The sequence below is a fragment of the Allomuricauda sp. R78024 genome, assembly GCF_044596045.1.
GTDB lineage: Bacteria > Bacteroidota > Bacteroidia > Flavobacteriales > Flavobacteriaceae > Flagellimonas.
This window is the reverse complement of sequence record NZ_CP138995.1, coordinates 3745366-3759508: the sequence shown is the minus strand read 5'-3', so window position 1 is coordinate 3759508 and position 14143 is coordinate 3745366. Positions and strand designations below refer to the sequence as shown.

Below are 14143 nucleotides of genomic sequence, written 5' to 3'. Positions count from 1 at the left end.
TAATTGTCCAATTTAAAACAACGTAAATCGTCTAAAACAAAACATCTTAATAAACCTTAAATAAATGAACGCAATCCAAAAAACTAAAAATGCGACCAATGCATTTGCTAAGAACTGGGCCAATTTTGTAATTAAATTCAAATGGCCCGTACTGCTATTGACCATTTTATTGGCCATGGGACTTGGATCTCAAGGAAAAATGGAATTTGATGGTGACTACCATGTTTTTTTTAGTGAGTCTAATCCAGAACTGGAAGCATTTGATGCACTTCAAGAAAAATACACAAAAGATGATAACATAATTGTTGTCCTAGCACCTAAAAACGGTAATATTTTTACCAGAGAGAACCTCATTGCCATAGAGGAATTAACCGCAGAAGCCTGGAACACTCCTTACTCTTCTAGAGTAGATGCGGTAACGAACTTTCAGCATACAAGCGCAAAAGGAGATGACCTTTATGTAGATGATCTTTCCTATGACTCAGCGAACAAAACTGATGCTGAAATTCTTGAGATTAGGGAAAAGGCACTTAAAGAACCCTTATTGGTTCATAGAATTATCAATGTAGAAGGAAGTGTTACCGCTATTAATGTAACGGTTCGCCTTCCGGGAGAAAATAGTGCTGCCGAAATTCCAGAAGTAACTATCGCTACCAGAGAGATGATTTCCAAGTTTCAAGAAAAGCATCCAGAATTCGATGTGTATACCACTGGATTGGTTCCGTTGAACACTGCATTTTTTGAATCCTCCCAAAAAGATTTAATGCTTACCATGTTAATGTTGCTGATTGTTGTTGTTGTCACATTGGTGTTAACCAGAAATATTTTCGCTACGCTAGCTACTTTGTTTGTTGTCCTATTCTCTATTATAAGTGCTGTTGGCTTTATTGGTTTAAATGGTATTAAGTTGACACCACCCTCGGCCGTTTTTCCAACGATGATATTGACTTTGGCGGTTGCAGACAGTATTCACATCCTAATTACATACTTACAAAAAGTTCGTAAGGAAGGATTGGAAAAGAAAGAAGCTTTGGTTGAATCCATGCGATTGAACTTTATGCCAGTATTCATTACCAGTTTAACCACCGTTATTGGGTTTCTAACCTTAAACTATGGAGATGTACCTCCATTTTGGGATCTAGGAAATATAGTCGCTTTTGGTATGTGTATGGCCTTTTTGTTTTCCACTACTACATTGCCCGCATTGATGGCTATTTTTCCAATCTGGAAATCTAAAAAGGTAAAGGAGCAAAAAGAAGCTAAAATAGGTTGGTACACTAACTTGGGGATGTTCGTGGTTAGACAACCCGTTAAGCTAACGGTGATTTCCATAGTGGTCATTGGAATGCTTACTTTTTTGGCGAGGAAAAATGTGTTCAACGATGAGTTTGTGGAATACTTTGATACCACTGTTCAATTTAGACAAGACAGTGACTTTATTAACGAGAACCTAACGGGGTTCTACAATGTAGAATTCTCTGTGGGTAGTGGAGAAAGTGGAGGAATCAACAATCCTCAATATCTGCAAAAACTTAATGAATTTGAAGATTGGTTGGAAGACCAACCAGAGGTAGTTCATGTAAATGCATTTAGTGAAGTTGCTAGGAGAGTAAATCGCTCAATGCATGGAGACGATCAATCTTTTTACAAAGTCCCTGAGAATAGGGAAGAAGCTGCACAATATCTTTTGCTTTATGAGCTTTCGCTTCCTTTTGGTCTGGATCTGAACAATCAAATCAATGTAGATAAATCGGAATCTAGAGTTACTGTTACCCTTCAGAACAATTCAAGTGTAGAAATGATTGCTTTTGCGGAGAGATCAGAAAATTGGTTGAAGGATAACACGCCTGAATCCATGCACGCGCTTGCTGTAAGTCCAACGCTAATGTTTTCCAAACTAGGTTTCCGTCAGGCGGATAGTATGTTTAAAGGAAACATTATTGCGCTCATTCTTATTTCCCTGGTATTGATGATTGCCTTAAGGAATTTTAAACTTGGGTTATTAAGTATTATACCCAATGTTGCTCCGGTGTTGGTAGGTTTTGGATTATGGTACCTGCTCAAAGGAACCATCAATACGGGAATGGTGATTGTTTTTGGTATGACTTTGGGAATTATTGTGGATGATACGGTTCATTTTATGAGTAAATTTTTACGTGCTCGAAGAGAGCTTGGCTATGATGCTAAAGCCGCGATCATTTATGCATTTGAAACTGTAGGCAAAGCTTTGGTAACGACTACCGTGGTGCTATTGGCAGGTTTTATTGTGTTGTCAACGTCCTCTTTTGCATTAAACAGTTATATGGCTAGAATTACGGTAATCATCATTATAGCTGCATTGATTATCGATTTTATTCTCTTGCCTTCTTTATTGATTTTGGCCAGTAAAGAAAAAGAAGAAACTATGGAAACATCCAAAGTGCAAGTGCAGTTGGATAAATAAAAATTATAAACACAAACAATTATACAAAATGAATAAAGTAAAGTTTTTTACCCCAATAACAGCTTTAGTACTTGCAATCACAGGTGTTACTGCACAATCAAATGAAGAACGCGGATTACAGATCGCTAAAGCAGCTGAAAAAGCGGATGAAGGATTTGGAAGTTCAATTGTGGACTTGAAAATGACCCTAAAAAACAAAAATGGGCAGACAAGTGAGCGTTTTTTAACCAACCGTACCCTAGAATTAACTGCGGATGGTGATAAATCTTTAATTGTTTTTGAAAGCCCAAAAGATGTAAAGGGAACGGCGACTCTGACGTTTACCCATAAAATAGGGGCAGATGATCAATGGTTGTACTTGCCCTCTATTAAAAGGGTGAAGAGAATTTCTTCTAACAACAAATCAGGTCCTTTTGTAGGTAGTGAGTTTGCCTACGAGGATTTGTCTTCTCAAGAGATAGAGAAGTATGCCTATAAGTTTGTAAAGGAAGAGGGTGACCTTTTGATGGTAGAACAAGATCCAACGGACCTTAAATCTGGCTACACAAGAAGAATTGTAACCTACAATAAGAACAAGGGCTATAGGTTGGAGAAAATTGAATTCTACGACAGAAAAAATGCATTGCTAAAAACATTGACTTACAGTGATTATAAGCTTTACAAGAATAAATTCTGGAGAGCTGCAACGCTCACTATGGTCAATCACCAAAGTAACAAGGAAACTCTATTAAAATTTGGAGAGTACAATTTTGGTGCGGAACTAGCTGAAGAGGATTTTACAGAAGTAGCTTTAAAAAGAGCAGGAAGCTAGTCCGTTCCAAATCAATTGTATTGTAAAGTATCAAAGCCAGGGTATTCTCTTTAAATGAGCTTTAGGGTGTGATAGTGTTAAGCTTGTAAATACCTTGGCCTTGATTTTTTTAACCATGTTTGAACAGGTATAAGAATGAATAAACAGCTGTATATTTTCGCAGTTATACTTTGTGTGGGCATATTTATAACCAATGCCCAACAAAAAGAAATGGCCAAGCCAGATCAGGAATTTGAATTGGAACTAGAGGCGGGGTATCGTTATTTTGTCAACGATGCCCAGTTTGCCGGACAGTTGGACCATTATCCATCCATTGCCCTTCGTCCAGATTATTCAATAGAATGGAATAAAGGGTATGAAAGCATCAATTTTACTGGCTTTTTTAGAGTAGATAGAGATGACGAACGTACCCATTGGGATGTGCGAGAGCTTTACTACCAAAAAGCAAAAAGCAATTGGGAACTTAGTGTGGGCCTTAAAAAAATCTATTGGGGTGTAGCGGAAAGCAATCATTTGGTAGATATTATAAACCAAACGGATGCTGTTGAAACCTTTGATGGTGAAGAAAAATTGGGCCAACCTATGGTTCAGTACAGTTACATTACCAATAAAATGGGAACCTTTGATTTTTTCTATTTGCCCTTTAACAGAAAACGCACTTTTACGGGAGAAAAAGGAAGATTACGTTTTGGGACTGTCATTGATCAAGATGATATAGGGTATGAAAGCGGGGCTAAAGAATGGAGACAGGATTTTGCCGTACGCTGGAAACATTATTTTGGAATTTTTGATGTAGGGCTTTCCCATTTTTATGGAACTGGGCGTGAACCGCTCTTTATTTTTGACCCGTTTGGTAACATTGAGTCCTTTTATCCAGTAATAAATCAAACAGGGATAGATGTGCAGATTACCCATGATGCTTTTCTATGGAAGATTGAATCCATATATAGGAATGCGGATGCCCAAGATTTTGTTGCACTGGTAGCAGGATTGGAATATACGTTCAGTAATATTGATGGAAATGGATTAGATATTGGTTTGTTAGGGGAATACCTTTATGATGAAAGGGATGAATTGTCTTTGAATGCGCTGCAAAATGATGTTTTCTTTGGGAGCAGATTGGCCTTTAATGATATTCAAGATACATCTATATTAATTGGAGGAGTTGCCGATTTAGAATCTAGTAGCAAGATTTTTAGCTTGGAGGCCTCTAGACGCTTTGGTTCTAATTGGCGTGCAGAAATAGAAACTAGAATCTTCAGTTCTGTTGCGGATGACGAATTAATTTTAGGAAACTTTAAGGAAGATAGCTTTTTACGCTTTACTATTTCTCGGTTCTTTTAATGTCACTTTGTTAAGCAGTTAACTACATAAAACATAAAAGCCAAGGTAAAACCTTGGCTTTTATGTTAATCATCAGTAAGACCATTCAATAGTCTTGGTATGTATGTGTTTTATGGGGTGATTGGTACCAAAAGGGTCACATCTGCTGTTCCAGTTATAGTTAAGTCATTACCACTACTATTATTAAGTGCAACAACTGAAACCGAATATGATAAGGTAAGGATTTGGGTAGTGGCGTCATAGGCAATATTGGAAAATTCAAAATCGGCCAATTCAGCATTTAGAAATGGAGTGCTTGAAAATCCGTCATTGATTACAAAATACATATTGTCATCTCCTATTACGGAGTAATTGACAATACTTATATAGGCAAACTCTATACTCTGCGTAGGTTGCCCTAAATTCTTAACATTTAGAAATAACCCTAGGCCGGTATTTTGATAAAAATCATCTGGAGCACTAAGAAAGCGAGCCATACCAAATTCATGAAAGGTATCTGATCCCTGTTGAGAAAAACGAACTGAGTTTGTGGGAAAATCAGGTGGAACAACTTGAAGAAAATTTGCGCCAACCGGGAAAAACTTGAATGAAGTAGAATCTATAAATGCAAGATTATCTGGTCTTGTGCCTTGCATCTCCATGGTAACATATCCAAATTTGGTCAGTTCGTCAAAACCCACCCCGTTTTCACCATCTATTCCATTGGTGCCATCAACTCCATTGACTCCATTAGTTCCATCTTCTCCATTCATTCCATTGATTCCATCTCTTCCATCTTCTCCAGAGCAGGAAGCCATACAAATTGTTAAGGCAAGTATTGTCAAGGTTATTAATCTAAGTGATTTCATAAGTATTGTTTTAATAAGGGTTGTACTGTTATTTGTGACAAAAATAATTTGACCTTATATAGAAACTTGGACAAAATTGATGTGCGACTAGTTTGAATTGATAGATGCTCAATCTCAATATGCCACATTATAAGAATGTGTTGTATTTAAGAAACTATGCTTACTTTGAATTTTTCGGTAGGATTTTGAGTTTAACAATCAAGTAATGCTTAAGAGTATAAAGTGTAAAAAATCAGTATGAAAAACCTTGGCTTTTTGGATTGGAAAAAAGTGAGTATAAAATTCAATCTCAGTAAAAATCAACCTTAATTTATCAGTTCCAAAACAAATACATCTACATTACCGGATATGTTGAGTTCGTTATTAGAATCGTTGTTTGCAGCATCGACGGTAAACGAGTAGGAAAATTGGAGATTATTCGTGACGGTATCAAAGGATACATCTGAAAGCACAAAATCAGTGACCCCGGCACCATTATCTTCATACTGATCATCCAAAACAAAGTATTTATTGTCATTTCCGATAACTGCGTAGTTATTTATTTGTACAGAAGCTTGATTAAAGACTAATGGAAGTTGCCCTGGTTTGGTTATGGATAATGAAATATCAGCAAAGGCAATCTGATACACTTCATCAGGTGTACTTAAAAAACGGCGTAATTCAAATTGGTATACAATATCATTCCCTTGATTGTTAGATACTACACTGTTGTATGTGTCTATATCATCTCCATCGACAGGGGTATATCTAAAAATCTGATTATCTGTAAAGGCATCACCGTCTGGTCTGGTTCCTTGTAATTCAACCTCAATAAATCCGAATTTGATCATGTCTTCAAGACCAACCCCGTCAACTCCGTTTTCCCCGTTGTTTCCGTTTGTTCCATTTTCCCCGTCAACTCCGTTCGCTCCATCAGCACCATCCATTCCCCTGCAATCAAAGGCATTGAATTCCCCATCTTGGTTAATGTCCTCATTGTCATCGTTTGCGCCATTACTATTAGTATCCCAACAATTGATACCGGTTGCACCAGTTTCTCCTATAGTACCAGGGTCGCCCTTAACTCCATCCAACCCATCTTCTGTGGAGCAAGAAACCGAACATAGTGTTAGGATAACTATGGCTGCGGAGAATAATCGATTTAATTTCATATCCTTATAAAAGTTCTATTAGAATCAAAAAAGTAGTGTATATGCCCCTTTTAACTTGAAGGAAATTGACACATGCATGGTTTTGATTGATGAATGCCTAGCTTGAGGAAATCGGCATAAATTTGTAAAGTGGATTTATAAAAACAAAAACCCCACAAATCAATTGATTTGCAGGGTTTTGTACTCGAGGCGGGACTTGAACCCGCACGGGCTAATGCCCACAGGATTTTAAGTCCGGCGTGTCTACCAATTCCACCACTCGAGCAGGACTTAAATAAAAAAACGCTGTCAACCAGCGTCTTGAGCGAAAAACGGGATTCGAACCCGCGACCTCCACCTTGGCAAGGTGATGCTCTACCAGCTGAGCTATTTTCGCATTTTAAAGAACATTTGCAAACAACATATTTTGCCGATGCGGATGCAAATTTAATACATTTCTATAAAATAGAAAGAACTTTTTTAAGAGGATGCTGTTTTCTTTTTACTCAACAAACGTTTAATTTCATTAAGCTTCATAAGTGCCTCAACAGGAGTGAGCGTATCAATGTCCAGGTGTAAAATTTCTTCCTTTATTTCTTCTAAAAGAGGGTCATCCAAATTAAAAAAGCTCAATTGCATTTCGTTTTGGGAGGCCTGTAATTTATTTGTCATTTCCTCACTGGAATGCGATTTTTCCAGCTTTTGAAGTATTTTATTGGCTTTTTGAATTACCTGCTGGGGCATTCCGGCCATTTTTGCCACATGAATACCAAAACTATGTTCACTGCCACCGGGAACCAGTTTCCGAAGGAAAAGCACATTGTTCTTCAGTTCCTTTACCGAAACATTGTAATTTTTAATTCGACCAAAAGTGGTGGTCATCTCATTAAGTTCGTGATAATGTGTGGCAAACAAGGTCTTTGCACGGGCAGGATGCTCATGTAGGTACTCTGAGATGGCCCATGCAATGGAAATGCCATCATAAGTGCTCGTCCCACGTCCAATTTCATCTAGCAGTACCAAACTGCGTTCAGAAAGATTGTTTAGGATAGAAGCTGTTTCATTCATCTCTACCATAAAAGTAGATTCTCCCATAGAAATGTTGTCACTGGCACCCACACGGGTAAATATTTTATCCACAACACCAATGCTGGCTGCAGCAGCAGGTACAAAGCTTCCCATTTGCGCTAAAAGCACTATGAGGGCCGTCTGTCTTAATATGGCAGATTTACCACTCATATTGGGCCCAGTGATCATGATGATCTGTTGCTCATCTCTATTTAGGAGAACATCATTGGCAACATAACTTTCGCCCAAAGGCAACTGTTTTTCAATTACAGGATGCCGTCCATCTTTTATTTCAAGTTTTGTGGAGTCGTTGACTTCAGGAATAACATAATTGTTTTCCTTCGCCAATTGGGCAAAACCACAAAGACAATCCAATTGGGCTATTAAATAGGCATTTTTTTGAACAGGGGCTATGTATTCCTGCATCCAAACCAAAAGTTGCTCAAACAATTGCTGTTCCAATTGATAAATACGTTCTTCGGCACCTAAGATTTTGCCTTCGTATTCTTTGAGTTCTTCGGTAATATAGCGTTCCGCATTGACCAGTGTTTGTTTTCTGATCCAGGTTTCCGGCACTTTATCTTTATGGGTATTGCGTACCTCAATATAGTAGCCAAAAACATTGTTGGAAGCAATTTTAAGCGAAGTAATTCCGGTTGATTCCGTTTCCCGCGCTAACATTTTGTCCAGATAATCTTTGCCAGAAAAGGCTAAACCACGAAGTTCATCCAATTCTTCAGAATACCCTTGGGCTATGGCATTTCCCTTTTGGAGATTTATGGGAGCTTCTTCATTGAGGACTTCTTTAATTTTTGAGCGTAACAGTTCACAAGCATCCAATTGCTCCCCAATGGTTTTTAAAGATGCATTGGAGCTTTTCAGGGCTAGTTGTCTAATGGGGGCAACCGCCTCCAAAGAGTTCTTTAATTGAACGACTTCTTTGGGGTTTATTTTTCCCGTGGCCAGTTTAGAGATCAAGCGCTCCAAATCGCCCATTTGTTTTATCCAGTGTTGTACTTTTTCAAGCTCTTCTTCCTCGGCTGTTAGATAAGAAACGACTTGATGGCGTTGCTGAATCTTCTCCAGATTTTTTAAAGGAAGTGCCAGCCAACGTTTTAACAGCCTTCCGCCCATTGGGGAAATGGTCTTGTCAATGATGTCTATAAGCGTAATGGCATTAAGGTTGTTGGATTGATAGAGCTCTAGGTTTCTGATGGTAAACCGATCCATCCAAACGTATTCCTCTTCCGCGATCCTTTGTATTTTATTGATGTGCTGTAATTGTCTATGTTGCGTCTCAGACAAATAATGCAATACAGCTCCTGAAGAAACAATACCACTGTTTAAATGGTTGATACCAAAACCCTGAAGGGTCTTAGTCTTAAAGTGAGAGGTTAGACTTTCATTGGCGTAATCTTCTTGAAAAATCCAATCCTCCAAAAAGAAACTATGAAACCGGGTTCCAAAAAGCTCTAAAAATTCTTTTTTATGGGCTTTGGAGACTAAAACCTCATTTGGCGCAAAATTCTGCAGCAATTTGTCCATTTGCTCCGCAGACCCTTCGGAGGTTAAAAACTCTCCCGTGGAAATATCCAAAAAAGAAATTCCAAACTTGTTGCGGCCAAAGTGTATGGCACATAAAAAGTTATTGCTTTTGGCGGATAAAATATCATCATTTAATGCAACCCCAGGCGTAACCAGCTCAGTAACCCCACGTTTTACAATACTTTTGGTTAGTTTAGGGTCTTCTAACTGATCACAGATGGCAACTCGCTGACCCGCTTTTACAAGCTTGGGCAAATAGGTGTTTAAAGAGTGATGTGGAAAACCGGCCAACTCCATTTTGTCCCCACCGTTGTTTCTGTGCGTTAGGATAATACCCAATATCTTGGAGGCCTTTATGGCATCTTCTCCAAAAGTTTCATAGAAATCCCCGACCCTAAAAAGCAATAAAGCATCAGGATGTTTGGTCTTGATAGCATTATATTGCTGCATTAAAGGTGTTACTTTCTTTGTTTTTGTTGTAGCTGCCAAAGCGATATTATTCCTTTATTTTTGTCAATAATCAGGTTAGAACGAATGTAACGCTTTCCAAATGTTTCAAAAATTTTTGTTGATATTTTGAGGGTTTTAGTTGAAAAATATGATGCGCAAACTAGAAAACAGCGAATTGGAGCGTCTGGATATAGCAGCTTTCAAGGAAGCTGAAAAATCTCCTATAATTATTATTCTGGATAACATCCGTAGTCTTAACAACATTGGTTCTGTATTCAGAACTGCAGATGCTTTTTTGGTGCAAAAGATATATTTATGCGGTATTACCGCAACCCCTCCGCATAAAGACATTAGGAAAACCGCTCTGGGAGCAACAGATAGTGTGGACTGGGAGTATCGAGAAAGTACCTTGGAACTGGTTGAGGAACTAAAACGCGTTGGCGTAAAGACAATTGCAGTGGAACAAGCTGAAAATGCTATTATGCTGAATAAGTTTGGAATCAATGAAAACGAAATCTTGGCGCTCATTTTTGGGAATGAGGTAAAAGGAGTGTCTCAAGAGGTGGTTTCAGCAAGTGATGTGGTATTGGAGATTCCACAATTTGGCACAAAGCATTCTTTGAATATCTCTGTAAGTACTGGAGTCGTAGTATGGGACATCTGGTCAAAAATAACCTCTTAAAAACAAAAAAAGCCCTGAATTTTCAGGGCTAAACATATAGTTTGAGTTAGTTAGTTTCTCCATTAGAGAGGTCTAATAAAATAAAACCATTCGTTATATCCAAACATTTTCCTAAAATTCTCATAAAATTATAACAAAAGAATTCGCTCATCCAGCTGCTCTAAAATGGATTCATAATCAGATTTATTATTTACAAAGTCTAAATCGCTCATATCCAAAATCATACTATTTTGGCTTGGGTGCCCCTTTATAAAATCCATATACCCCTGGTTTATTTTCTCTAAATAGGTCGCATCAATACTTTGCTCGTAATCCCTTCCTCTTTTTTTAATATTTGCTAAAAGTCGTTCGGTATTCTGGTAGAGATAAAGATAAATCTGCGGCTTTCTTACTTCTTTGTACATGAAATTGAAAACTTTTCTGTACAAGCTAAACTCTTCTTTCTGCAGGGTGATTTTGGCAAAAATCAAGGATTTGAAAATATCATAGTCACTTACCATAAAACTCTTAAAAAGGTCAAATTGAGAAGTGTCATCGGTAAACTGTTGATAGCGATCCGCCAAAAAAGACATTTCCAACGGAAAAGCATATCGTGCTTGATCTTCATAAAATTTAGGAAGGAAGGGATTATCCGCAAAACGCTCCAAGACTAGTTTTGCATTGAAATCTTCTGCAATCATTTTGCATAAAGTGGTTTTTCCGGCCCCAATATTACCTTCAATGGAAATGAATTGAAGCTTTGAAAACAATTCAAATCGATTTTTAAATAGTCTATGTTTAGTTTTGATAAGCTTACTTCGGTCTTTGCACTCCTGTAACAAATTCCGAATGTCCTTGTTAAGAAAGGGATGGTAGTATTGCGGGGCAATATCCGCCAATGGTTTCAAGACAAAATTCCTGCTATCCATTCTAGGGTGCGGAATATCTAATTCTGAGGTATGGATAATTTCGTTTCCATAAAGAATAATGTCAATATCCAATGTTCTGGACTGGTAATTGTCTTGAGTGTTTCGTTCTCGGCCAAAATCTCGTTCAATTTGAAGAAGGGTTTTGAGCAATTCGGTAGGAGGTAGCTCCGTAATGATAACCATACAGGCATTCAAGAAATCTTCACCTTCAAAACCAACTGCTGGATTCTCGTAAACAGATGACAAGGCCAGAACCTCTCCTGCTTTCTTTTGGATGCTGAATATTGCTTTTTGTAGGGTCAGATAGCGGTTGCCCAAGTTACTGCCCAAAGAAAGATATGCCTTTTGTTTTTGACTCATAATCAGAGAAACAAAGTAAACAAAACAATACAACAATGGTTATATTTGAGCCATAATAAAATTTTTTTTGAATGAATTTTTTGAGAAATCTATTGGCTGCAATTTTAGGATGTTTGGTAGCGTTCGGAATATTGATGGGAATGTTCTTCATATTCGTGGCTTTGATTGGTAATGCAGAGGACGGGGTGGTTGTAAAGGATAACACTGTTTTGGAGCTGAGTTTTACAGAACCCATTAAGGATTATGTTGGTAAGGATGAAACAGACCCTTTTGCCGGATTATGGGATGATGAGGTTGGCCTTGACGATATCTTACACACTATAAAAGTGGCCAAGGCAGATGATAAAATCAAGGGAATTAGCTTAACCACAAGCTTTGTGCAAGCGGGACTTGCACAAGTACAAGAGATAAGAAAGGCACTCTTGGATTTTAAATCCAGCGAAAAATTCATCTACGCCCACTCTGATTTTTATACCCAAAAAGATTATTATTTGGCTACTGTGGCAGATGAATTGTATTTAAACCCAGTTGGTGCCATGGACTTTAAAGGATTGGCCACAGAGGTCCTTTACTTTAAGGATCTGCAAGAGAAGACAGGTGTTAAAATGGAAGTGATTCGTCATGGAAAGTACAAAAGTGCCGTAGAACCATATTTGGCGAACAAAATGAGTCCAGAAAATAGGACTCAGATACAAGAGTTGATTACGTCTATTTGGGATGTAATGTTAGGTGAAATTGGAACCTCAAGAGGTATGAGCGGTCAAAGGTTGAATATGATTGCGGATACTCTGGGCGGCAGAACGCCAGAATATGCGGTTAAGTCCGGTCTTATTGATGGAAAAGTATATTTTGATGAATATGAAGTGCTCCTTAAGAACAGAATGGGAATGGATGAAAATGGAGAGCTTAATTATGTGGATTTTGAAGATTATATTCAGGTAGCAAGCAAAAAAAGATTGCTAAAAGGGAAGGATAAAATTGCAGTGGTATATGCCCAAGGAGAAATTTATTACGGGGAAGGTGGCAAAGATTTCATAGGACAGGGGTTGTTAACAAGAGCGCTGCAAAAAGCTGTGGAAAATGAAAGTGTAAAGGCTATAGTAATGCGGGTAAATTCACCAGGCGGAAGTGCTTTGGTATCTGATATAATTTGGAGAGAGGTTGAATTGGCGAAAAAGGTAAAACCTGTTGTGGTTTCCTTTGGAAATGTAGCTGCTTCAGGCGGATATTACATTGGAGTTGCTGGAGATAAAATTTTTGCTGAACCAACTACCATCACTGGGTCTATCGGTGTTTTTGGAACAATTCCCAATATAAATGAATTGGCAAGCGAAATTGGAATAAATGCAGAGCAGGTAGGTACGAACAAGAATTCTATAGACTATTCCCTATTTGAACCCATGAGCGATTCATTCAGAAGTGTAGTTCAAGAAGGAATAGAAGATACGTACGAAACTTTTCTAGAACGGGTAGCAGCAGGAAGAAATATGACCGTTGCGGAAGTAGATTCCTTGGCGCAAGGCAGGGTTTGGAGCGGTGTGGATGCCAAAGAAAATGGACTTATTGATGAATTGGGAAGTTTGGATGATGCTATTGCAGCAGCAGCAGAAATGGTAGATTTAGATTCCTACGGAATTAGAAAATACCCAAAATATAAGTCTGATTTTGCACGCCTCATGGAAGATTTGGGTGGAGCAAAATCAAAAATAGGAGAAGCTTTGATCCAAGAAGAAATTGGCACGGAAGCCTATCAATTTTTAAAAGAATTCAAGCAGATTACAAAACAAAAGGGAATTCAAGCCAAAATGCCTTTCAGTTTAAATATTAAGTAGCCGGATGACGCAAAACGACAAAAGAGTAGCGTTTTCCATTTATCTCTATTTGGGTGCATTGTTCATCACCTCTTTGGTGGTGTCTAACCTTATTTTTCAAAAGTTTTTCTATTGGGAACCCTTTGGAGATGTTACCATTTTTGGAGCTCCGTTATTTGAATTGTCCGTTGGTATTCTTCCCTATCCAATCACCTTTTTAATCACCGATTTAATTTCTGAGATCTATGGAAAGAAAAGGGCCAATCAGGTAGTTACGGCTGGTATATTTGCCTCAGTATTCTCAATGCTCATTATTTTTGTTGCCAATGAAGTTCCTGCAATAGCGGATTCTGGTATTGATGACAAGACTTTCACCAAAGTCTTTGGTTTGTCACCACTTGGGGTGTTGGCATCCATGTTGGCATATCTTTTTGCGCAATACATAGACATTTCACTTTATCATTTTTGGAAAAAGCTCACCAAAGGCAAAATGTTATGGCTCCGAAACAATTTTTCTACCTTCTCATCACAACTTGTGGATACTGTGACAGTAGTAGGCCTGCTGTGCGCTTTTGGAGTACTGCCATGGGATAAATTCTATGGTTTGGTCATTAGCGGATTCGTCTTTAAAATTTTAATTGCCCTCTTGGACACCCCTTTGCTCTATCTTTTCGTATATCTATTAAGGAAAAGATTTAACTTAAAAATAGGGGAGGAAATCCGTTTGGATTAAAAGCTTCTTC

General features: G+C 38.1%; 10 protein-coding genes and 2 tRNA genes. 6 read left to right on the top strand and 6 right to left on the bottom strand.

Features of this window, described 5'->3' with window-relative positions:
- Nucleotides 1-64: 64 nt before the first annotated feature.
- The 3 genes from SJY44_RS17015 to SJY44_RS17005 all read left to right on the top strand — a co-directional run bounded on the left by SJY44_RS17015 (nucleotide 65) and on the right by SJY44_RS17005 (nucleotide 4598).
- Nucleotides 65-2443 (top strand): RND family transporter, encoded by a 2379-nt coding sequence (locus tag SJY44_RS17015; RefSeq protein WP_396590620.1) that lies wholly within the window; start codon nucleotides 65-67, stop codon nucleotides 2441-2443.
- A 28-nt stretch (nucleotides 2444-2471) separates the two neighbouring features.
- Nucleotides 2472-3254, top strand: coding sequence for an outer membrane lipoprotein-sorting protein (locus tag SJY44_RS17010; RefSeq protein ID WP_396590619.1), 783 nt, complete (start codon nucleotides 2472-2474; stop codon nucleotides 3252-3254).
- A gap of 135 nt (nucleotides 3255-3389) precedes the next feature.
- Nucleotides 3390-4598: a hypothetical protein gene (locus SJY44_RS17005; protein WP_396590618.1), complete on the top strand. Its 1209-nt coding sequence runs from the start codon at nucleotides 3390-3392 to the stop codon at nucleotides 4596-4598.
- Nucleotides 4599-4708: 110 nt separating this feature from the next.
- Here the strand turns inward: SJY44_RS17005 and SJY44_RS17000 are convergent, their stop codons facing one another.
- From SJY44_RS17000 to mutS, 5 genes are all read right to left on the bottom strand, one after another.
- Nucleotides 4709-5446 carry a hypothetical protein gene (locus tag SJY44_RS17000; protein ID WP_396590617.1) on the bottom strand — a complete coding sequence of 246 codons (738 nt, stop codon included), beginning with the start codon at nucleotides 5444-5446 and terminating at the stop codon, nucleotides 4709-4711.
- Between the two features lie 305 nt (nucleotides 5447-5751).
- Nucleotides 5752-6597: a hypothetical protein gene (locus SJY44_RS16995; protein WP_396590616.1), complete on the bottom strand. Its 846-nt coding sequence runs from the start codon at nucleotides 6595-6597 to the stop codon at nucleotides 5752-5754.
- 181 nt (nucleotides 6598-6778) lie between these two features.
- A tRNA-Leu gene (locus tag SJY44_RS16990) sits at nucleotides 6779-6862 on the bottom strand.
- A 38-nt stretch (nucleotides 6863-6900) separates the two neighbouring features.
- A tRNA-Gly gene (locus SJY44_RS16985) sits at nucleotides 6901-6973 on the bottom strand.
- A gap of 83 nt (nucleotides 6974-7056) precedes the next feature.
- On the bottom strand, nucleotides 7057-9639 hold the full coding sequence (gene mutS / locus SJY44_RS16980; protein WP_396592101.1) for a DNA mismatch repair protein MutS: 2583 nt from the start codon (nucleotides 9637-9639) through the stop codon (nucleotides 7057-7059).
- Nucleotides 9640-9790: 151 nt separating this feature from the next.
- On the opposite strand from mutS, the gene SJY44_RS16975 reads away from it, so the two are divergent.
- A complete protein-coding gene (locus SJY44_RS16975; protein ID WP_396592100.1) occupies nucleotides 9791-10321 on the top strand; it encodes an RNA methyltransferase in 531 nt (176 codons plus the stop codon).
- A 128-nt stretch (nucleotides 10322-10449) separates the two neighbouring features.
- On the opposite strand, the gene folK is transcribed toward SJY44_RS16975, so the two are convergent.
- Nucleotides 10450-11589 (bottom strand): 2-amino-4-hydroxy-6-hydroxymethyldihydropteridine diphosphokinase, encoded by a 1140-nt coding sequence (gene folK / locus SJY44_RS16970; protein WP_396590615.1) that lies wholly within the window; start codon nucleotides 11587-11589, stop codon nucleotides 10450-10452.
- A 71-nt stretch (nucleotides 11590-11660) separates the two neighbouring features.
- Between folK and sppA the strand changes: the two genes are divergently transcribed.
- Both sppA and SJY44_RS16960 read left to right on the top strand, forming a co-directional pair.
- On the top strand, nucleotides 11661-13421 hold the full coding sequence (gene sppA, locus SJY44_RS16965) for a signal peptide peptidase SppA (RefSeq protein WP_396590614.1): 1761 nt from the start codon (nucleotides 11661-11663) through the stop codon (nucleotides 13419-13421).
- 4 nt (nucleotides 13422-13425) lie between these two features.
- Nucleotides 13426-14133 carry a queuosine precursor transporter gene (locus tag SJY44_RS16960; protein ID WP_298930634.1) on the top strand — a complete coding sequence of 236 codons (708 nt, stop codon included), beginning with the start codon at nucleotides 13426-13428 and terminating at the stop codon, nucleotides 14131-14133.
- Nucleotides 14134-14143 lie beyond the last annotated feature (10 nt).

Bases quoted from the DNA above. Each gene is read 5' to 3' on its own strand.
- SJY44_RS16995 (WP_396590616.1), bottom strand. From the start codon at position 6,597: ATGAAATTAAATCGATTATTCTCCGCAGCCATAGTTATCCTAACACTA.
- SJY44_RS17000 (WP_396590617.1), bottom strand. From the start codon at position 5,446: ATGAAATCACTTAGATTAATAACCTTGACAATACTTGCCTTAACAATT.
- SJY44_RS17010 (WP_396590619.1), top strand. From the start codon at position 2,472: ATGAATAAAGTAAAGTTTTTTACCCCAATAACAGCTTTAGTACTTGCA.
- SJY44_RS16975 (WP_396592100.1), top strand. From the start codon at position 9,791: ATGCGCAAACTAGAAAACAGCGAATTGGAGCGTCTGGATATAGCAGCT.
- SJY44_RS16960 (WP_298930634.1), top strand. From the start codon at position 13,426: ATGACGCAAAACGACAAAAGAGTAGCGTTTTCCATTTATCTCTATTTG.
- mutS (WP_396592101.1), bottom strand. From the start codon at position 9,639: ATGCAGCAATATAATGCTATCAAGACCAAACATCCTGATGCTTTATTG.
- SJY44_RS17015 (WP_396590620.1), top strand. From the start codon at position 65: ATGAACGCAATCCAAAAAACTAAAAATGCGACCAATGCATTTGCTAAG.
- folK (WP_396590615.1), bottom strand. From the start codon at position 11,589: ATGAGTCAAAAACAAAAGGCATATCTTTCTTTGGGCAGTAACTTGGGC.
- sppA (WP_396590614.1), top strand. From the start codon at position 11,661: ATGAATTTTTTGAGAAATCTATTGGCTGCAATTTTAGGATGTTTGGTA.
- SJY44_RS17005 (WP_396590618.1), top strand. From the start codon at position 3,390: ATGAATAAACAGCTGTATATTTTCGCAGTTATACTTTGTGTGGGCATA.